The sequence below is a fragment of the Pseudomonas sp. TE21435 genome (assembly GCF_056279265.1).
On sequence record NZ_JBWBQZ010000001.1, the window covers coordinates 1,583,333 to 1,601,378 of the forward strand.

The window sequence follows — 18,046 nt, forward strand, 5'->3', positions numbered from 1 at the left end:
TGGCCCCCAGGCGTCGAAAGCGCGGGCAAACTTTGTTTTCCTTCAGATGCTTAGGACAGCAACATGCGCGTAATTCTAGCAACCGTGGCTGGCTGCCTGCTGGCCACAACCGCCTTCGGCGCCCAGGCCCGGGCCCTGAGCCAGAACGATCGCCAGGTATGCGGCTGGGGCGCACAGATCGCCGCCGAGGCGCAACAGGCCAAGCTTTCCGGGGTGACCCTGTATGCCACGCGCAAGAAGCTGCAGGTACGCAAGTTCGCCAAGCCATGGATGCGCATGACGGCGTTCGGGATCACCGAGCAGACGTACAACAGCCGCTCGCGGCTGAAGCCGGCGGCGATCAAGCAGACGTATTACGAGCAATGTGCTCAGCACGCAGTTGCTAAAAAATAATTTATATAATTCAAATGGTTATGAGTTATATGAAATGTAATTTATTAGCACATGTTGAAGTAATTTCGAGGTATTCAGCGGCGTAATCGGCAACCGGTGGGAGCGGGCTCGCCCCGCGATCTGGCCAAGCGGCCATCGCGGGACAAGCCCCCTCCCACAACACCTCCCTGTCAATCGAGCCTGTCGATCAAGGCTCCGCAATCCCCGTGGTATCGCCGATCAGCGTCTGCGCCTTGAGCGGCACCGGTGCCGCCTTGCGCAGCGCCGCCACCTGCCCCGCGGTCACCGCCACGGCCTGGTTGCCCCAGCTGCTGCGAATGAAGTTGACCACATCGGCCACCTGCTGGTCCGACAGCCGCCAGCCGAAGCCGGGCATGCTGAACGTCGACGGCGCGCTCGCCGTGGCCGGCAGGGTCGCGCCTTCCAGCACGATGTGGATCAGCGAGGTGGCGTCCTGCCCCTGCACCACCGGATTGCCCGCCAGCGCCGGGAACACCCGGGCATAGCCCTGGCCGTCGGTACGGTGGCAAGCCCCGCAGTTGTCCACGTACAACGCCGCGCCCGTCTTGCCGTCATTGCCTTGCCACAGCGCCCGGGCCACGCTGGGGTCCGCCTGGAACGGCTGGTCGTCCGGGTTGGTCGGCGGCAAGGTCTTCAGGTAGCGGGCAATGGCCGTCAGGTCGGCATCGCTCATGTACTGCATGCTGTGCTCGACCACGTCGCTCATGCCGCCGAACACCGCCGTGCGCTCGTTGCGGCCGGTCTTGAGGAAGGCGACGATCTGCGCCTCGTTCCAACTGCCCAGGCCGTCCTTGTGGTCGCCGCGCAGGCTCTTGGCGATCCAGCCCTCGAGCGGTGCGCTGCCGGCCAGGAAAGCGTCGCCATCGGTGGTATCCAATGCCTTTTCCTGCAGGGTGATCGCCCGTGGCGTATGACAGGCGCCGCAATGGCCCAGCCCTTCGACCAGGTAGGCACCCCGCGCCACCACCGGATCACGCCCTGCGGCTTCGACCGGCTTGACCTCGGGCGCGAACAACCCACGCCAGAACGCCAGCGGCCAGCGCATGCTCAATGGCCAAGGGATGTCGCTGGCCTTGTTCTGCTGCGCCACCGGCTGCACGCCATGCATGAAGTAGGCATACAGCGCCTGCATGTCCTGATCGCTGACCCGGGCATAGGACGGGTATGGCATGGCCGGATACAGCGTACTGCCATCCTTGCCGATGCCCTGGCGCACGGCGCGCTCGAAGTCTTCGTAGCGGTACTGGCCGATGCCGCTGACGTGCGGGGTGATGTTGGTCGAATAGAGGGTGCCGATTGGCGTCTCCATCGGCAGCCCGCCGGCGAAGGGCTTGCCGCCCTTGGCGGTGTGGCAGGCCACGCAGTCGCCGGCACGGGCCAGGTACTCGCCCTGCTTGACCAAGGCGGGATCGACGCCGTCGGCGGCATGCAGCAAGGTGCTCGCCCCCAGGCCGAGCATGGCGATGAACAGTGTCTTCAGTTTCATGACCGGCCTCCTCATGCCTGCACCAGTGGGCCGGGGTTCTTCAGGTAGCGTTCGCGGATCGCCCGCGCCGACCAGTAGGTCAACGCCGCCACCAGCCCGGTGGGGTTGTAGCCCAGGCCCTGGGGGAAGGCCGAGGCGCCAGGCACGAACACGTTGTGCACGTCCCAGCATTGCAGGTAGCGATTGAGCGCGCTGGTCTTCGGGTCGGTGCCCATGATTGCGCCGCCATTGAGGTGGGTGGTCTGGTAGGTGGAGGCATCGAAGTGCTGGCCGAAGGCCTTTTTCCCCGCGCTGATCGCCTTGGGCCCCATGGCCTCGGCGATCTTGCCCATGCGCTCGACCATGAAGCGGTTCATCTTCACGTCGTTGTCCTTCCAGTCGAAGGTCATGCGCAGCAACGGCTGGCCGTAGGCGTCCTTGTACACCGGGTCCAGGTCGAGGTAGTTGTCGCGGTAGGACTGGTGCGCGCCGTGGGCGTCCATCGACAGCATGTGCCGGTAGCTGTCGGCCACCGCGGCCTTCCAGGCGCTGCCCCATTTCGGCGTGCCCGGCGGCACCTTGGTGCCAGAGATAGGCTTGGCGCCCGCCTGGTTGACCCAGAACGGCGAGCCGCCGACGAAACCGTGGGGGCTATGGTCGAAGTTGTCGGCGTTGAAATCGTCCACCGCCACACCGTTGCCGCCGGCACCGATGAAGGGGTTGGTGTGGTGGCTGTCGCGGTCGAAGAACGCGGTCACGGTGGAGATGTTCTGGTAGGCAAAATTGCGCCCCACCACCCCCTGGTTGCTGACCGGATCGTAAGGCTTGCCGATGCCCGAGAGCAGCATCAGGCGCACATTGTTGTACTGGAAGGCACCGAGGATCACCAGGTCGGCCGCTTGCTCGACCTCGCGCCCCTGGCTGTCGACATAGGTCACGCCGGTGGCCAGGCGTTTGTCCTCGGTCAGGTTGACCCGCAGCACATGGGCGTTGTTGCGCAACTCGAAGTTGGGCACCTGGCGCAGGGCCGGCAGGATGTTCACGTTGGGCGAGGCCTTGGAGTACATGTAGCAGGCATAGCCGCTGCAATAACCGCAGAAGTTGCACGGCCCCATCTGCGCGCCGTAGGGGTTGGTGTACGGCCCGGAGGTGTTGGCCGACGGCAGGTTGTAGGGGTGATAACCGACTTCACGGGCGGCCTTCTCGAACAGTTGTGCCGACACGGTGTTCTTCTGCGCCACCAGCGGGAAGTCGCTGGAGCGGTCGGCGGCGAACGGGTTGCCGCCCTTGTCGCGGCCCACCACCTGGCCCTTGATCGACCAGGCCGTGCCGGAGGTGCCGAACACTTTCTCGGCGAAATCGAAGTATGGCTCCAGCTCTTCGTAGCTCACGCCGAAGTCCTGGATGGTCATGCCTTCGGGGATGAAGGCCTTGCCGTAGCGCTCCTCATAGTGGCTGCGCAGGCGCAGCTCAACCGGGTCGACGCGAAAATGCACGCCAGACCAGTGCAGCCCCGCCCCACCCGTACCGGTGCCGGGCAGGAAGGCGCCGAACTGGCGATACGGCACGGCCACGTCGTTGACGCTGTGGCGCAGGGTCACGGTCTCGCGGGAGATGTCCATGAACAGCTTCTTGCGCGAGTTGTAGGTCAGCTCGTCCATGGTCTGCGGGTAGACGCCATCCGGGTAGGTGTCCCGGGCCGGACCTCGCTCCAGGGCGAGCACCTGCAGGCCGGCCTCTGTCAGCTCCTTGGCCATGATCGCCCCGGCCCAGCCGAACCCGACGATGACTACATCGACTTTTTTCATCTGGCTCATGCTTCAACCCCGCTCGCCGCTGATGGAGACCGGCGGGAACGGATAACGCTCGTCGCGCTCCACCCAGTCCATGAAATCGGCGCGGGCGCCGGGGAAGCCCACCAGCTTCCAACCGACCAACCCCTGGTTGCCGCCGTGCAGCGGGTCGCTGAAAAAGCCTTCGCGGGTGTTGAGCCAGAGCATGTTGAAGAAGGTGGCCGCCGGCAACGAGGCAAACGTCGCCGTGCCGCCGTCCAGGGCTTCCAGTACCTGCTGCTGGTGCGCAAGACCGAGCTGGGCGAACGCCTTGCCGAACTGCGCCTTGCACCAGGCGTCGGTCTCGGCGATGCCCAGCCGGTAGATCTCCTGGGGGTTGAGCTTGAGCTGGTAGCCCAGCTCGCTGGGGGCGTCGGGGTGGAATGGCCCCTGCATGTACCACAGCCCGCCACTGCCGTAGCGGGTGTTGAGCTGGCGGTCGATGAACTCGGGTACGCCGGCATCGGCCGCGCCCGCGCCCAGGGCATCAGTGGGGATGAGCACGGCCACGGCGGCGCTGACGAAGGCCCACTCCTCCTGGGTGAAGAAGGTCGGCTGGTAGGCGCGCGCGGTAACCGGCCGGGCCGGTTCGGCGGCTGCCGGGGTGGCGCTGGCGGCGAGCACTGCACCGCCCAGTCCCGTGCTGGCGAGGGTCGCCACCGGGATCAGGGTCAGGGATTGGCGCAGGAACGCCCGGCGCGCCGGTTGCACGGAGGCGGGTTGGTCCTTGGACATGAGGATGTCTCTCTGTTGATCAGGTCATACGGGAATCGTCGCCCTTTTCGCCAATGAAGATCCCGGCGCCGGCCGTGCAAGACAGCGCTGTCTTGCGCGGCCGGCCTTGAATTGCCAAGGGGTCGCAGAGCGCCCCCGGGATCTCGAACCAGACAAAGGCTGTTGTTTTGGTAGGCATGAGGCAAGCGCGACGCTCACCAGGTTCAGTTGTTTCGCCGCTCCCAGGCCACAGGGTTGACCAGGTTCGCCGGCCGCTCGCCGGCCAGCGCGGCCAGCAGGTTGTCCACCGCGCAGCGGGCCATGGCTTCGCGGGTCTCCAGCGTGGCCGAGCCGATATGCGGGGTGACCACCAGGTTGTCCAGTTGCAGCAGCGGCGAATCGGCCGCCAGCGGCTCCTGCACGAACACGTCCAGCCCGGCGCCACGAATGCGCCGCTCGGCCAGCGCCTGCAACAGTGCCGCCTCGTCGAGCACGCGGCCGCGGGAAATGTTCACCAGGATCGCCGAGGGTTTCATCAGGGCCAGCTCGCGCGCGCCGATCAGGTTTTGCGTAGCGCCGGTCAGCGGCAGGCACAGGCAGACGAAATCGGACTCGGCCAGCAACGCGTCAAGGCTGCGATAGCCAGCGCCGTACCGCGCCTCCACCTCGGGCCGCGGGCTGCGGGTGTGGTACAGCACGCGCATGCCGAAACCGGCATGCGCGCGCCGGGCCAGGGCCTCGCCGATACGGCCCATGCCGACGATGCCCAAGGTCTTGCCCTGCACGTCGCAGCCGAACTGCGCCGGCCCGATCCCGGCCCGCCAGTGGCCGGCGCGAATCCAGCCATCGAGCTCGACCACGCGCCGGGCACAGGCCAGGATCAGCGCGAAACCGGTGTCGGCGGTGGTTTCGGTGAGCACGTCGGGGGTGTTGGTCAGCAGCACCCCGCGCTGATCCAGCGCCTCGATATCGTAGTTGTCCACGCCCACCGACACGCTGGAGATCACCTCCAGCTGCGGCGCCAGGTCGAGCAGCGGGCGGTCCAGGCGCAGGCTGGCGCCCAGCAGGCCATGGGCGCCCGGCAGCGCCGCGCGCAAGCGCGCCAGGCCATCGGCGGCCGGCGCTTCCACCAGGGTCACCTCGGCCTGCGCGTGCAGGCGCGCCATCAGTTCATCGGACAGGCGTTTGTAGGCGACGATGCGCTTTTTCATGCTGAGGCTCCTATCGGCTCGGCGCCAGGCTGTGCCGGCGCGCCTGTTGCAAGGGGTTGAGGACGGCGGTCAGGGCCACGGCCAGCAGCAATGCACCGCACATGAACAGGTACGAGACGCCGGGGCCGCCGGTGACACCATTGAGGTAGCCGACCAGGTACGAGCCTGAGAACGAGCCCAGCGCGCCCATGCTGTTGATCAGCGCCATGGCGCCCCCGGCGACGTTGGCCGGCAACAGTTCGGGAACGATCGCGAAAAACGGCCCGTAGGGCGCGTACATGCAGGCCCCGGCGATCACCAGCAAGGCGTATGACCACCAGAAGTGCTCGGTGCCCAGGGCATAGGAGCCGTAGAACGCCAGCGCGGCGATCAGCAGCGGCGGCCAGACGAAGCGCTTGCGCTTCTGCAGGCGGTCCGAGGCCCACGACACCCCGAGCATGGCCAGCACCGCCCCCAGGTAGGGCACCGCCGACAGCCAGCCGGCGGTGACGATGTCCAGCGCGGCGGCCTGCTTGAGGATCGACGGTAGCCAGAGGACGAAGCCATACACGCCGATGCTCCAGCAGAAATACTGCAGCGACAGGATGATCACCGTGGGCGAGCGAAACGCCTCGGCATAGTTCTTCACCGGCTTGATGCCCTGCTGCTCGGCATCCAGCGCCTCGCGCAGCGCGGCCTTCTCCCGGGCATCGAGCCACTTGGCCTGCTCCGGTCGGTCATCGACCAGGCGCCACCAGATGAACGCCCAGAGAATGGCCGGCGCGCCCTCGATGATGAACATCCAGCGCCAGTCGAACTGCTGCACCAGGTAGCCCGAGACCACCGACATCCACAGGATGGTCACCGGGTTGCCGAGGATCAGGAAGGTGTTGGCCCGCGAGCGCTCGGCGCGGGTGAACCAGTGGCAGAGGTAGATGAGCATGGCCGGCATCACCGCCGCCTCGACCACGCCCAGGAGAAAGCGGATGGCGATCAGCCAATAGACGTCGTGGACGATCCCGGTCAGCGTGGCCAGCCCGCCCCAGAGGATCAGGCTGGCGAAGATCAGCTTCTTCACGCTGCGCTTCTGCGCGTACAGGGCGCCCGGCACCTGGAAGAAGAAGTAGCCGAGGAAGAACAGCGCGCCGAGCAGCGACGACAGCGCCGGGGTGATCTTCAGGTCGTCGGCCATGCCCGAGGCCGCGGCGAAGCCGTAGTTGGCCCGGTCGAGGTAGGCCAGGCTGTAGGTAATGAAGACGATGGGCATGATGTACCACCAGCGTCTGGGTGCGAGTCGATCGATCTGCATGGGTGTTCTCCTGGTCTTGTTGTTCTTGTCACATCAGGTTGCGCACAGGCCGGCGCTTCAGCGTGCTTCGCGCGCAGGGTTTTCGTGGTGGTCCAGTTCATGACGTTGCGGCAGGCCTTCCATGTCGCCGCGGCTCTGCACCGCGCGGCTGCCGCACCAGTTGCCGCGGGCCACGGCGCGGCGCAGCGGCAAGCCTTCGAGCAAGGCGCTGATCACCCCGACGGCGAAGGCATCGCCCGCACCCACGGTGTCCACTACCCGGGCGACAGGCTGGCCGGGCACCACGCCATGGGCACCCTGGGCATCGCGCCAGTAGGCGCCTTCGGCCCCCAGCTTGATGGCCACGTATTGCGCGCCCTGCTCTAGGTAGAACTCGGCGATGGCCTGCGGCGACTGCCGACCGGTGAGCAGGCGCCCCTCCTCCAGCCCTGGCAGCACCCAGTCGGCCTTGGCCGCCAGGGCGTTGACCTCGCGCACCATGGTCTGGCGGTCGGGCCACAGCGAGGGACGCAGGTTGGGGTCGAAGGAGATGCTGCGGCCATTGGCTCGCATGCCGTCCAGCAACTGGTGGCACAGTTCGCGGCAACTGCCTGAAAGCGCCGCCGGAATGCCCGTGGCATGCAGGTGCCTGGCCTGCAACAACGCCGGCCGCAGCAGCGCGGGCGACAGCCGGCTGGCTGCCGAGCCACGGCGGAAGTACTCGACTTTCGGATCGCTGCCATCGTCGCAGCGTTCCTTGAGCTGGAACCCCGTGGGGTGCCCGGCATCGATCTCGACACTGGAACAGTCCAGGCCTTCGCGGCGCAGGCTGTCGAGCACGAAGGCACCGAGCGAGTCGTCGCCGACCCGGCTCAGCCATTGCACCCGCAGGCCCAGGCGTGACAGGCCGATGGCCACGTTGCTGTCGGCACCGGCGATGCGTTTGCCGAAGCCCTCGACCTGGGCCAGGTTGCCCGGCTGCGCCGCCACGAACATGGCCATGGTTTCACCGAAGCACAGCACGTCATGCTCAGCCATGGCACACCTGCCCTTCCAGCTCGGCCAGTTGCGCGACCTGGCGCGCCGTCAGTGCCAGCAGGTCCTCGCCGGCCAGGGGGTACTCGATGGCACGCGGCAGGCCCGGGGCGAAATGCGTCATCAATTCGCGCCACTGGGCCAGGTCGAGGTCCTCGGGCACCACGGCCACCAGGCGCCCGTCGGCGCGGCGCGCCACCGCCTTGCAGTGCACGTAGCGCACCCAATGCCCCAGCAATTGCGCGGCCAGCAGCGGCGACTCGTCGTGCCAGTACCAGTTGCCGATGTCGAAGGTCATGCCCGGCGCCACGCCCTGGACCTGGGCCTCGCGAAAAAACTTCACCAAGGTCTGCAGCCGCCCGCCGTAGGGCGTCTGGTCGTTTTCCACGTACAGCGCCGTCTTGTGCTGCAACAGTGGCGCCAGCGCCTGCAAATCGCAGCCAGCCTGGAAATGACCCAGCGACACCTTGAGCGCCACCGCACCGATCTCACCCGCCAACTGCAGGCGCTGGGCAATCGCGGGCTCCAGGCTGCCGTCCTCGCGCCACAGTTCCAGTGGCGTGGAGTAGAGACTCTGCAGGCCATGCTCGGCGGCCAGGTTGGCCAAGGTAGCGGCATCAGGCGCGGCGTCGAACAGCTCCTCGCGCCACTCCACCCGCCGCGCCCCGGCCGCGGCGAGCAACGGCAGGTAACTGGCCTGACCGAACCGCCTTACGGCATCGGCACCGAAACTCGACAAGCTGATGGAGACAGTGTGCGTGCGCATCGTGGTAGTCCTTGTTCTTGTAGATGAAACCGGTTTCATTTTTTCCCGGCAACAACGGCGTCCGGGACGCCGTCAGTGGTGTGATCGGGTAGAGCCCCGCGCAATGAGCTGCGCGCGCAAATCCAGGCGCCGGGCCGGCAGAGGGCTGCCTTGCAAGCGCTCCAGCAGGCACTGGAACGCCGCAGCGCCGATGCGCCCGGTGGGTTGCGCCAATGCGCTGATGCCGTCGCCCACCAGCGGGTACCAGTCCAGGTCGTCCAGCGCCAGCAGGCCCAGGTCCTGGAACAGCGGCCCGCCCCTGGCGTGCAGCACCTGCACCAGCTCCAGGGTGGCGACACCGTTGCAACTGAACAGCGCCTGCGGGCCGTGCCCTGCCCCGGCGATGAACGCGCCCAGCTGCTCGGCGAGGCCCGCCCCCACCTCCAGCACCTGCCCGCGCAACCCACGACGCCGGGCGATGGAGGCCTGGAAGGCATCCACGCGCTCCTGTCGCGAGCTGGTACCATCGAGTGGCTCGGTGACGGCGAGGATGTCGCGATAACCGTTGTGTTCAAGGTGATCGAGCGCCTGCTCGACGGCGTCGCTGTTGTCCAGGCCCACCAGATCGACCGGCAGGCCCGCCAGTTGCCGGTCGACCAGCACCATGGGCAGGTCGCGGGCCAGGCTGGCCAGTTCCCCGGCGCGGTGGCCCAGGGTGTTCACGATCAGGCCGTCGACGTTATACGACTGCAGGGCCTGCAGCTGGCTGCGCTCCTGGGCGTCGTCACAGTCGGTGTTGCACACCACCAGGCTGTAGCCGTGCTGCCGACAGGCCGTCTCGACAGCGTGCATCACTGCCACGGAATAGGGGTTGCGGATATCCGCCAGGAGCATGCCGATCAGCCCGGTGCGGCCGCGCTTGAGGGCACTGGCCATGCGGTTGGGGCGATAGCCCAGGCGCTCGACGACGGCTTCGATCCGCTGCGCGGTCGCCTCGGCGAGCAGTTGCCGATCCTCGCCCATATAGCGCGAGACGGTTGCCTTGGAGACGCCGGCCGCCTTCGCGACCTCGCTGATAGTGACCCGCCCGCGGACGGGAACTGCATCTTTATCCACCCCTGAGCCCTTCTTGTAGGTGTTTGTGCAGGGTTGATGAAACCGGTTTCAATGAAATCAGGGATGGCCCATGCCGTCAAGTGGCGGGCTTTGTGCCAAAGCAGGCGCATACACTGCCAAACCCTCCCTCCTGCCCTGTACCTCGGCCTTCAGAGCGGTATGGTGATACTTCGGACTTCGCTCGCCCTGCCCTGGAGATCGCCATGACCGCTCTGTTTCGTATCAGCCTGGTGCTAATGCTCGCCGGCATGGGAATGGGGGATATCGTGGTGGCCAGCGTCGGGCTGCTGGGCTTGTGCGCAGGTGCCGTGGTGCTCAGCGTTCGCCAGGATGAAGGTGAAGGTGCTGAGGTCACCGGAGAAACTGAATTCATTGCCTAGTTGTGGCGTCAGGTGTTTCCCGCAGCTCACATGAAGGAAACTTCATGATCGCCGCAGCACCCTTGCCTGCGGGCCAGGCCCATGCCTGGGCTGCGCAGGGCGGCGCTCCCGTCTTGAGCCCCACCGCCTGCCCGCGTAGCATCGCCGCCCCACCCGCCGCTCTCCTGTGCTCATGCCGCAACCCATTCCCCTCAAGGACCACGAAAAGGAAAAGCACCTGGTCAACCGCCGGCTGCTGGCCTGCGCCCTGCTGGTGCTCGGCCTGGTGGCGGTGCTGGTAGGTCGGCTCTACGTGCTGCAGGTGTTGCAGCATGACCAGCAGTCGGCGGTGTCGGAAAACAACCGCGTGCACGTGCTGCCGATCCCGCCCGAACGCGGCCTGATCTATGATCGCAACGGCGTGGTGCTGGCCGACAACAAGCCCAGCTTCAACCTGACCATGACCCGCGAGCGGGCCGGCGATTCGAAGAAGGTGCTCGACAACCTGGCGCAAGTCCTGGGACTGTCCGATGACGACCGCCAGCAGTTCGACAAGGACCTGCGCCGCGGCCGCAAGCCGTTCGAGCCGGTGACCCTGCTGGTCGGCCTGAGCGAGGAGCAGATCGCCCTGATCGCGGTCAACCAGTTCCGCCTGCCGGGGCTGGAGGTAGAGCCGCAATTCATTCGCGAGTACCCCTTGGCCGAACACTTCGCCCATTCGGTCGGCTACGTCGGACGCATCAACGAGAAGGAAGCCAAGAGCCTCGACAGCACTGCCTACCGCGGCACCCAGTCGATCGGCAAGACCGGTATCGAGCGTTTCTACGAGGACCAGTTGCACGGCCAGGTGGGCTACGAGGAAGTCGAGACCAACGCCCAGGGCCGGGTGATGCGCGTGCTCAATCATCACGACCCGGTGCCGGGCAAGGACATCGTGCTGAGCCTCGACGCCCACCTGCAGCAAGCCGCCGAGAAGGCCCTGGGCGATCGGCGCGGCGCGGTGGTGGTGCTCGACCCGGCCAACGGCGACGTGCTGGCGATGGTCAGCAACCCGGCGTTCGACCCCAACCTGTTCGTCAAGGGCATCAGCTTCAAGCAATACGCTGCCCTGCGCGATTCCATCGACCGGCCGCTGTTCAACCGCGTGCTGCGCGGGCTGTACGCCCCAGGTTCGACGGTCAAGCCCGAGGTGGCCATCGCCGGCCTCGACAGCGGCGTGATCACCCCCGGCAGCCGGGTGTTCGACCCTGGCTACTACGAGTTGCCCAACTACGAGCACAAGTACCGCAACTGGAACCGCACGGGCGATGGCTGGGTGGACCTGTACAGCGCGATCATGCGCTCCAACGACACCTACTTCTACGACCTGGCGCACAAGCTGGGCATCGACCGCCTGCACGACTACATGGCCGAGTTCGGCCTCGGCCAGAAGGTCTCGCTTGACATGTTCGAGGAAGCGCCGGGGCTGATGCCGTCCCAGGCGTGGAAGCGCGCCACCCGGCGCCAGGCCTGGTTCCCCGGCGAAACGCTGATTCTCGGCATTGGCCAGGGCTACATGCAGGTGACCCCGCTGCAACTGGCCCAGGCCACCAGCCTGCTGGCCAGCAAGGGCGTGTGGCACCGCCCGCACCTGGCCCTGACCATCGGTGGCCAGGCGCCGGTCGACCCGCATCCGATGGCGGATATCGTGCTGCACGACAAGCATGCCTGGGACCAGGTCAGCCAGGGCATGCAGATGGTCATGCACGACCCGCGCGGCATCGCCCGCGCATCCGCCGCCGGCGCCCAGTACCGCATCGCCGGCAAGAGCGGCACCGCGCAGGTGGTGGCGATCAAGCAGGGTGAGCGCTATAACCGCGACAAGACCCTCGAGCGCCACCGCGACAATGCCCTGTTCGTCGGCTTTGCCCCGGCCGATCACCCCGCGCTGGTGGTGGCGGTGATGATCGAGAACGGCGAGGCCGGTGGCCGCGTGGCGGGACCGGTGGTGCGCGAGGTGATGGATGCCTACCTGCTGGATGAGCAGGGGCATTTGAAGGCGCAATATGTGAGGTTGGCCAAGACGGTTGCGCATACCTTGTGACTGTAAAGCCCAGGCCGCCGCGTTCAGAAAGTGCACCCTCAATTGTACGACACCAAAGCTGCAAATATAGGCTTATTGAAACAGGCCACTTCTCACGAGCGTAATTCTCATTACTTTTTGATTCACTTTCGGGGACGATAATTTTTACCTGTTCGAATTCTTGCACTACCCGGAACAAGACTGACCAACTCATTATCAACATCAAAGGCATCACGATATTGATTCTCACCAGCCTCAAAGATATCGCCAAGCCTATCGAACGGCTCATTATAATTCTTCACCTCAGCTTCGCTAGCGGGCCGGTATGTAGCCTTACCGCGCGCCGAGACTTCCCGTACAATCGTGTCAAATTCTTTGAGATCAACTCCTCTTACATAAAATTCTTCGCCAGAAACTACATACACCAACAGCTTACTTCTTTCGATAGCGGTAGTATCCCGTTTTGGCCCAAGAGAAAAATTCGCCGTATTTCCGGGCTTATCCCAAGCTTCCTGATTACGTGGGGAAAAATCTTCGCCCTCAATAGATCGCGAGGTGGATTTCCGAGTATCTATCAACATTGCCTTTTTTGCCTGTAGCCGCCTGTGACCTGACGGATCAATAGTATTCACGGGATCATTGCCACAGTAAGCATATGCATTGCAACCACCTGCGCGAAAAGGACTTAAACTATCGGGCGACATAAACCTCATTAACACTGGGCTGTACAGCCGATAGCCATTTCCGAGTAAATACCCCAGTAGCGTCTGCTCCTGCAACTGACCATTGAAACCCATTACCGAGGACAGCCCAATGGCAGGCAGCCGATAACCAAAAGCGGTATAGGGCATTTGGGGAATAACCGGCAATGCATGCAGGTGCAGCACCGAACCGTGCCGGTCGGTGGCCAGCAGGGCCATTTTCGAGCTAAAGGTTGATACTGACATGCAGACTCCTGAACAAGGTTCCTGTCTGCATGACTGTGCAGGCAACTTTCATTAGCCCGCAACTGACAAAAATGCCAGGCCTGCCAACCTGCATGCCGTGTGCCCTATCGCAAGGCAAGCCTGTATCTGCTGGTCTGGCGTTGCCTCAACCAGCGGCTTTCGGCATCAGGTCATAGGGGTGTTTCCACCCTGGCATGTCCTGGATTCGCTGCTTCCAGGCTTCGATATGCCCGAACTCGGCAACCGCCAGGCCGGTATCCTCGGGCATGTACACATAGCCCGCCAGCGAAAGATCGGCGATGGTCAGCCGTCCACCCACCATGAACGGCGTCTTCGCCAGGTGCGCATCGACGATCTGGTAGGCCGCCCTGGCCCGCTCGCGCAGGAAGCGGGTGACATCCGACTCGCCCATCTGCTTCAGGCAGTAGATGAAGCGCAACGCCGCGTAGTAGCTGGTGAACTTGTGGTTGTCGAACAGCATCCAGCGCCAGATCTCGCGCTTCTCGTGATCGTCCCGCGGGCCGAACTGGCCGCTGCGCTCGGCCAGGTAGTCGAGGATCAGCGCCGATTGGGTAAGCTTCTCGCCGGCATGCTCCAGCACCGGCACCTCCCCTTGCTCGTTGACCGCGTCACGCCAGTCCTGCCCACGGGTCTGGCCATGGAAGAAGTCGACGAACACCGGCGCCCAGTCCTGGCCGGTGAGTTCCAGCATCAGCGCGGCCTTGTAGGCATTTCCCGACTCGGCAAAGCAGTGGAGCGTGTATTCGGCCATGGCATCCGGTTCCTTTGATTGGCAGGCTGCAGGACAGCGAGCAGATCATGAGCAAGGGTTATGGGTCAATGTCGCCATGGCTGGCAATTGCTGGCGCGTACCTGGCAAATCTGTCAGTTGCCGAGCATCACGGGAAACGCCAAAGTCACATGGTCCCCTGACAAGGAAAACACCATGGCCCGGCTCAAAACAGGTAAGCAGTGGATCGCGATACTGGCCGCTGACACCCAAGGCTCGACCCTGTGGCACCCGTTCAGTCAGCACCCCGAGACAATCAGCTACAGCATATTCGGCCACGACCCCGGCTCGGATCCCAAGTCATCGCTACTGCGCTTCACGGCACAGTTGCGAGAGTTTACTGGGTGTTACCTGCTCGGCAACGGATACCGTGCCTACAGCCCTGTGCTGATGCGGTTTCTCTCGACCGATGACTTGAGTCCATTTGGTGAGGGTGACGCCAATGCCTATGCCTACTGCCAGAATGATCCAGTCAACAATGTTGATCCATCCGGGCATATGATGAGGCGATCATCTTCAACGACCTCCACCGACTCGACGCCGCCGAACTCTCCTGCACCAAGCCGGCGGCCCACGCCACTGCCTCATCATGTGAACGCCAGCGTAGAAGCGAGTAAAAGCGGTTTCGCCAGCAAAAAATTTGAACCACAGCCGTTTTACAGTTCACCAACACCCGACAACCCCACTCAAAAACAAAACATCCACCCGGTTCAACAAAGCTACATTGAACAAGTCGCAAACACACTCACTAACCGTAACTACAGCGCCCGCAACAACATGAATCCTAGGGGTGACTTGAGCTCATCCGGTTTTCAGGAGCAACCAAGGCCTCCCACGATGCATGAGCCTTCAACCTCGACGGAGACTGTCAGAGCCACGCATGAGTAGCCCCTGACGCATTACGTTCGCAAACATAGCGGAACTCCCTGATACCTCAAGTGCTCTTAACTGCATGCAGTAACACCCTTGGGCATCACCTTTCCGGAGGACTCGCCATGCGCCACTTACTGCTCGTTCCCTCGCTGCTGCTCCTGCTCCCTGCCGGTGCCGCCCTGGCCCGCGTCGATGCTGGGGACGTCGCCACCTCGGCGGGGGTCTCCGCCTCGCTGTACTCGACCTTCAAGGATGACAAACGGATCATCCCGGCCCGCGACGAGCTGTCGGCCTTCGTCGCCAGTGGAGGTGCCATTCGCGGGGCCTATCTGGAAGCGGCGCTGGCCGAGGTGCGCCAGGCCAATCCGGGGCTGCAGGCCAGTGACGAAGAGCTGGCCCAGGCGCTGCTGTCACAGGATGACAGGCTGGCGGATCACTGACGGACCAGGGCGACCTGGCGCCGCTTGCGCGGCGCCGGTCAGCCCGGGCGGTTGGTCACACCGAACGGGATATGCACCGACGGCACCACCGTGCTGGTGCTCTTAAGGTGCCCGGACTGGTCATCGAAGAAGATGTGCGGCTTTAGCACCTGCAATACCCTGCGCTTCTCGATACCACCCAGGAAGAACGCATCATTGGCCATTACCCCCCAGCTTTTCAGGGTATTGAGCGCCCGCTCGTGTGAAGGTGCGTTGCGCGCCGTGACGATCGACACCCGCAGGCGGTTCTCGTAAGTGGGATTGGCCAGCTTGTGCTGCTCCTCGGCCGCCTGGATGCGGGCAATGCGCACGAAGAACTCCTTGAGCGGGCCGGGGTTGTGCGGCTGGGTGACATTGATCACTTCATGGGCGTGGAAGCTGCCCAGGCCGCCCGACTGCATCACCGCTTCCGACTCATCGCCGGCCAGCACACCGTCGAAGTCGAAGGCGATGCGCAGGTTATCGTCGCTTTCATCGTCGTCGAACTTCGAATCCAGCACCTGCCCCGCCGGGTAACCAGCCTTGATCGCGGCGTCCACGTGCTGCTTGTCGGCGGACAGGAACAGCGCGATGTTCAACGCCGGGATGTACTCATACGGCGAGCGGCCTTGGGTGAAAATCGCCCGGGTCATGTTCAAGCCGTAGTGACCAATGGTCTTCATCACCCGCATGCCGGTGTCCGGGTCGTTCTGCGACAGCAATACCACCTCCACCAACGGGTCCTCGGGGTCGCCGCGCAGGTCATTGAGCGCCAGCAGGCGCTTGATGAAGGGATAGGCAATGCCCTTGCCCAGCGGCTCATCCAGGTGCTGCTCCTGGTACTTGCGGTATTGCGCCTCGCCGTCGCGGCGGAACACGGCGTCCGACTCGCTCAGGTCGAACACGGCGCTGGAAGCGACACCGATGACCAGGCGATCATCCAGTTCGAAGGCCATGGGGCATTCCTTGTGTGGGTAGATGTTGTGCGCGATGCCGTTCAGCTGTCGCTGCGGCCGTGCAGGCGCGAAGTCCAGTCCTCGACCTGGCGTTGCTCCAGGCGTTTTTCCAGGGTCCGGCGCCAGTTCGGCACCAGTGGCAGTTCCAGGCATTCACGCAACAGGCCGGGCTCCAGTTGCTTGTCGAACAGCACCGCCGAAAGCCGCGCCACCGACCACTGGCCATAGGGCCGCTCGACCAGTTGCAGGGCATCGCCCGCCTGTACCTCGCCCTCCTCCAGCACCCGGTAGTACCAGCCGGTGCGTCCGCTCTGCTGCACCCGCAGCGCCATCTGCGCCACGTCGAAACGGTCGTTGAGCTTCCAGCACGGCATGCGCCCCTGGGAGATCTCCAGCAATGCCGTGCCGACGCGGATACGGTCGCCCAGGCACACATTGGCCTCGCGCCAGCCGCTGCTGCTGAAGTTCTCGCCGAAGGCACCGGGCCGGGTCAGCAAGGGGTGTTCGCCGAGTTCCGCGACCCAGTCGGGGTAGTGGTCGCGGGGATAGTGGTGGATGGCCTTCTCGACGCCGCCGTGCACGCGCAGATCGCCCTGTTCGTCACCGGCGATACCGAGCAAGGTCACCCGCAAGGGGCCTTGGCGGGGTTGCTTGTCGATGGCGCTGAGGGAACCTGGGCGGGTGAATGGCCGGGCGCTGCCGGTGAGCAGGCAGTCCAGGCGCGGGCTGGGCGAGGTCATGCGGCGGTCTCGTGTTGAAGTCCGGGAGAGCTTACACCAGAGCCCGCGAGAGGCCCAACCGGCCGATTGCCGGAGCTGCTCAGAGCATAGTCCGCCAAGGTCGGCGCCACAGGGCTTCAGCCCAACGGCAGACCCACCTCGGCCACCAGGAAGTCGATGAACACGCGGACCTTCAGCGGCATGTGGCGGGCCTGGGGATAGACCAGCATGAACGGCCGCGATGTGCCGCCATGCCCGGCCAGCACCTCCACCAGCTCGCCGCTGTCCAGGGCGTCCTGCACGGTGAAGCGGTAGGCCTGCATCAGCCCGCCGCCATGACGCACCAGGGTGGTGGTGGCGAGAAAATCGCCCAGGCAGGTCAAGGCGCCCTGGGTTTCCAGTTCGACCCATTGCCCCTCGCGACGAAAACTCCAGGGAGGACGCCGGCCATTGCTGGGCAGTTCGAACTGGATGCACTGGTGCCCGGCCAGGTCCTCAAGGGTCTGTGGCACACCGGCCTGGGCCAGGTAGCCCGGGGTGGCGACCACCACCAGCTCGGCATCCTCCAGGCGCCGGGCCACCAGCCGCGAGTCGGCCGGTGCGCGTCCGCGAATCGCCAGGTCGAAATGCTCTTCGGCGAAATCGACGTTGCGGTTGCTCACGTGCACATCCACCTGCACCCGCGGATAGCGTTGGCGAAAACGCGGCAGCAGTGGCAACAGGCGGTGGTGAGCGTAAGGCGTCGGCGCACTGATGCGCAGGCAGCCTGCGGGCTCGAGCTGGCCGCCGGTGACCTGGCGCTCGGCCTCGACCAGTTGGCCCAGCGCCTGGCGGCAATGCTGGTAGTAGGCCTGGCCGGCCTCGCTCAAGCGCATCTGCCGGGTTGTACGCACGAACAGGCGCACGCCCAGGCGTTCCTCCAGTCGCGCCACCGAACGGCTCACCGCCGCGGGGGTGACACTGGCGAGGGTCGCGGCCTCGGTAAAGCTGCCGGCATCGGCGGCAAGGCAGAACAGCTCCAGGCTGCCCAGTTGCAGATCATCGAAGTGGCGGGTCATGGGTGGCTCGATTGATTACATGATG

Annotated in this window: 18 protein-coding genes; 5 read left to right on the forward strand and 13 right to left on the reverse strand. The window is 64.8% G+C overall.

The features are described from left to right. Nucleotides 1–63: 63 nt before the first annotated feature. The gene (locus tag ACZ9C1_RS07120; RefSeq protein WP_102685238.1) at nt 64–393 is read left to right on the forward strand and encodes a hypothetical protein; all 330 of its coding nucleotides are present in this window, start codon (nt 64–66) and stop codon (nt 391–393) included. 187 nt (nt 394–580) lie between these two features. On the opposite strand, the gene ACZ9C1_RS07125 is transcribed toward ACZ9C1_RS07120, so the two are convergent. The 8 genes from ACZ9C1_RS07125 to ACZ9C1_RS07160 form a co-directional block, all read right to left on the reverse strand. Continuing rightward, nucleotides 581–1,894: a c-type cytochrome gene (locus ACZ9C1_RS07125; protein ID WP_476254563.1), complete on the reverse strand. Its 1,314-nt coding sequence runs from the start codon at nt 1,892–1,894 to the stop codon at nt 581–583. A 17-nt stretch (nt 1,895–1,911) separates the two neighbouring features. Then, nucleotides 1,912–3,687: a GMC family oxidoreductase gene (locus ACZ9C1_RS07130; RefSeq protein ID WP_476254564.1), complete on the reverse strand. Its 1,776-nt coding sequence runs from the start codon at nt 3,685–3,687 to the stop codon at nt 1,912–1,914. Nucleotides 3,688–3,699: 12 nt separating this feature from the next. After that, nucleotides 3,700–4,446, reverse strand: coding sequence for a gluconate 2-dehydrogenase subunit 3 family protein (locus tag ACZ9C1_RS07135; RefSeq protein WP_476253808.1), 747 nt, complete (start codon nt 4,444–4,446; stop codon nt 3,700–3,702). Between the two features lie 203 nt (nt 4,447–4,649). Further along, nucleotides 4,650–5,636 (reverse strand): 2-hydroxyacid dehydrogenase, encoded by a 987-nt coding sequence (locus ACZ9C1_RS07140; protein WP_457378651.1) that lies wholly within the window; start codon nt 5,634–5,636, stop codon nt 4,650–4,652. A gap of 10 nt (nt 5,637–5,646) precedes the next feature. After that, a complete protein-coding gene (locus tag ACZ9C1_RS07145; protein WP_457378650.1) occupies nt 5,647–6,924 on the reverse strand; it encodes an MFS transporter in 1,278 nt (425 codons plus the stop codon). Nucleotides 6,925–6,981: 57 nt separating this feature from the next. Further along, nucleotides 6,982–7,941: a sugar kinase gene (locus ACZ9C1_RS07150; protein WP_277504470.1), complete on the reverse strand. Its 960-nt coding sequence runs from the start codon at nt 7,939–7,941 to the stop codon at nt 6,982–6,984. After that, nucleotides 7,934–8,704 carry a sugar phosphate isomerase/epimerase family protein gene (locus ACZ9C1_RS07155; protein ID WP_139670637.1) on the reverse strand — a complete coding sequence of 257 codons (771 nt, stop codon included), beginning with the start codon at nt 8,702–8,704 and terminating at the stop codon, nt 7,934–7,936. The genes ACZ9C1_RS07150 and ACZ9C1_RS07155 overlap by 8 nt, the downstream gene beginning before the upstream one ends. 72 nt (nt 8,705–8,776) lie before the next feature. Beyond that, on the reverse strand, nt 8,777–9,799 hold the full coding sequence (locus ACZ9C1_RS07160) for a LacI family DNA-binding transcriptional regulator (protein WP_476253809.1): 1,023 nt from the start codon (nt 9,797–9,799) through the stop codon (nt 8,777–8,779). Between the two features lie 203 nt (nt 9,800–10,002). On the opposite strand from ACZ9C1_RS07160, the gene ACZ9C1_RS07165 reads away from it, so the two are divergent. Both ACZ9C1_RS07165 and mrdA read left to right on the forward strand, forming a co-directional pair. Continuing rightward, a complete protein-coding gene (locus ACZ9C1_RS07165; protein ID WP_214501762.1) occupies nt 10,003–10,179 on the forward strand; it encodes a hypothetical protein in 177 nt (58 codons plus the stop codon). 172 nt (nt 10,180–10,351) lie between these two features. Continuing rightward, nucleotides 10,352–12,241 (forward strand): penicillin-binding protein 2, encoded by a 1,890-nt coding sequence (mrdA, locus tag ACZ9C1_RS07170; RefSeq protein ID WP_258701531.1) that lies wholly within the window; start codon nt 10,352–10,354, stop codon nt 12,239–12,241. Nucleotides 12,242–12,363: 122 nt separating this feature from the next. Here the strand turns inward: mrdA and ACZ9C1_RS07175 are convergent, their stop codons facing one another. Further along, nucleotides 12,364–13,167, reverse strand: a complete 804-nt coding sequence (locus tag ACZ9C1_RS07175) for an RHS repeat-associated core domain-containing protein (RefSeq protein ID WP_277504472.1) — start codon at nt 13,165–13,167, stop codon at nt 12,364–12,366. A 145-nt stretch (nt 13,168–13,312) separates the two neighbouring features. Then, the gene (locus tag ACZ9C1_RS07180; protein WP_277504473.1) at nt 13,313–13,939 is read right to left on the reverse strand and encodes a glutathione S-transferase family protein; all 627 of its coding nucleotides are present in this window, start codon (nt 13,937–13,939) and stop codon (nt 13,313–13,315) included. Nucleotides 13,940–14,113: 174 nt separating this feature from the next. Here ACZ9C1_RS07180 and ACZ9C1_RS07185 point away from each other — a divergent pair, with 174 nt between their 5' ends. After that, entirely contained in the window at nt 14,114–14,845 is a 732-nt protein-coding gene (locus ACZ9C1_RS07185; protein WP_431197004.1) for an RHS repeat-associated core domain-containing protein, read from the forward strand. Between the two features lie 107 nt (nt 14,846–14,952). Further along, a complete protein-coding gene (locus ACZ9C1_RS07190; protein ID WP_102684839.1) occupies nt 14,953–15,270 on the forward strand; it encodes a DUF2388 domain-containing protein in 318 nt (105 codons plus the stop codon). Nucleotides 15,271–15,308: 38 nt separating this feature from the next. Here the strand turns inward: ACZ9C1_RS07190 and ACZ9C1_RS07195 are convergent, their stop codons facing one another. The 3 genes from ACZ9C1_RS07195 to ACZ9C1_RS07205 all read right to left on the reverse strand — a co-directional run bounded on the left by ACZ9C1_RS07195 (nt 15,309) and on the right by ACZ9C1_RS07205 (nt 18,021). Then, nucleotides 15,309–16,244, reverse strand: coding sequence for a 5'-nucleotidase (locus ACZ9C1_RS07195; protein ID WP_102684840.1), 936 nt, complete (start codon nt 16,242–16,244; stop codon nt 15,309–15,311). Nucleotides 16,245–16,285: 41 nt separating this feature from the next. Then, nucleotides 16,286–16,984, reverse strand: a complete 699-nt coding sequence (locus ACZ9C1_RS07200; RefSeq protein ID WP_110704010.1) for an MOSC domain-containing protein — start codon at nt 16,982–16,984, stop codon at nt 16,286–16,288. A gap of 116 nt (nt 16,985–17,100) precedes the next feature. After that, on the reverse strand, nt 17,101–18,021 hold the full coding sequence (locus tag ACZ9C1_RS07205; RefSeq protein ID WP_110704008.1) for a LysR family transcriptional regulator: 921 nt from the start codon (nt 18,019–18,021) through the stop codon (nt 17,101–17,103). Between the last annotated feature and the right edge of the window lie 25 nt (nt 18,022–18,046).

What these genes read in the sequence shown, in the direction of transcription:
- ACZ9C1_RS07120 (WP_102685238.1), top strand. Translation starts at nt 64, where the DNA reads ATGCGCGTAATTCTAGCAACCGTGGCTGGCTGCCTGCTGGCCACAACC.
- ACZ9C1_RS07130 (WP_476254564.1), bottom strand. Translation starts at nt 3,687, where the DNA reads ATGAAAAAAGTCGATGTAGTCATCGTCGGGTTCGGCTGGGCCGGGGCG.
- ACZ9C1_RS07135 (WP_476253808.1), bottom strand. Translation starts at nt 4,446, where the DNA reads ATGTCCAAGGACCAACCCGCCTCCGTGCAACCGGCGCGCCGGGCGTTC.
- ACZ9C1_RS07140 (WP_457378651.1), bottom strand. Translation starts at nt 5,636, where the DNA reads ATGAAAAAGCGCATCGTCGCCTACAAACGCCTGTCCGATGAACTGATG.
- ACZ9C1_RS07145 (WP_457378650.1), bottom strand. Translation starts at nt 6,924, where the DNA reads ATGCAGATCGATCGACTCGCACCCAGACGCTGGTGGTACATCATGCCC.
- ACZ9C1_RS07150 (WP_277504470.1), bottom strand. Translation starts at nt 7,941, where the DNA reads ATGGCTGAGCATGACGTGCTGTGCTTCGGTGAAACCATGGCCATGTTC.
- ACZ9C1_RS07155 (WP_139670637.1), bottom strand. Translation starts at nt 8,704, where the DNA reads ATGCGCACGCACACTGTCTCCATCAGCTTGTCGAGTTTCGGTGCCGAT.
- ACZ9C1_RS07165 (WP_214501762.1), top strand. Translation starts at nt 10,003, where the DNA reads ATGACCGCTCTGTTTCGTATCAGCCTGGTGCTAATGCTCGCCGGCATG.
- mrdA (WP_258701531.1), top strand. Translation starts at nt 10,352, where the DNA reads ATGCCGCAACCCATTCCCCTCAAGGACCACGAAAAGGAAAAGCACCTG.
- ACZ9C1_RS07175 (WP_277504472.1), bottom strand. Translation starts at nt 13,167, where the DNA reads ATGTCAGTATCAACCTTTAGCTCGAAAATGGCCCTGCTGGCCACCGAC.
- ACZ9C1_RS07180 (WP_277504473.1), bottom strand. Translation starts at nt 13,939, where the DNA reads ATGGCCGAATACACGCTCCACTGCTTTGCCGAGTCGGGAAATGCCTAC.
- ACZ9C1_RS07185 (WP_431197004.1), top strand. Translation starts at nt 14,114, where the DNA reads ATGGCCCGGCTCAAAACAGGTAAGCAGTGGATCGCGATACTGGCCGCT.
- ACZ9C1_RS07190 (WP_102684839.1), top strand. Translation starts at nt 14,953, where the DNA reads ATGCGCCACTTACTGCTCGTTCCCTCGCTGCTGCTCCTGCTCCCTGCC.
- ACZ9C1_RS07195 (WP_102684840.1), bottom strand. Translation starts at nt 16,244, where the DNA reads ATGGCCTTCGAACTGGATGATCGCCTGGTCATCGGTGTCGCTTCCAGC.
- ACZ9C1_RS07200 (WP_110704010.1), bottom strand. Translation starts at nt 16,984, where the DNA reads ATGACCTCGCCCAGCCCGCGCCTGGACTGCCTGCTCACCGGCAGCGCC.
- ACZ9C1_RS07205 (WP_110704008.1), bottom strand. Translation starts at nt 18,021, where the DNA reads ATGACCCGCCACTTCGATGATCTGCAACTGGGCAGCCTGGAGCTGTTC.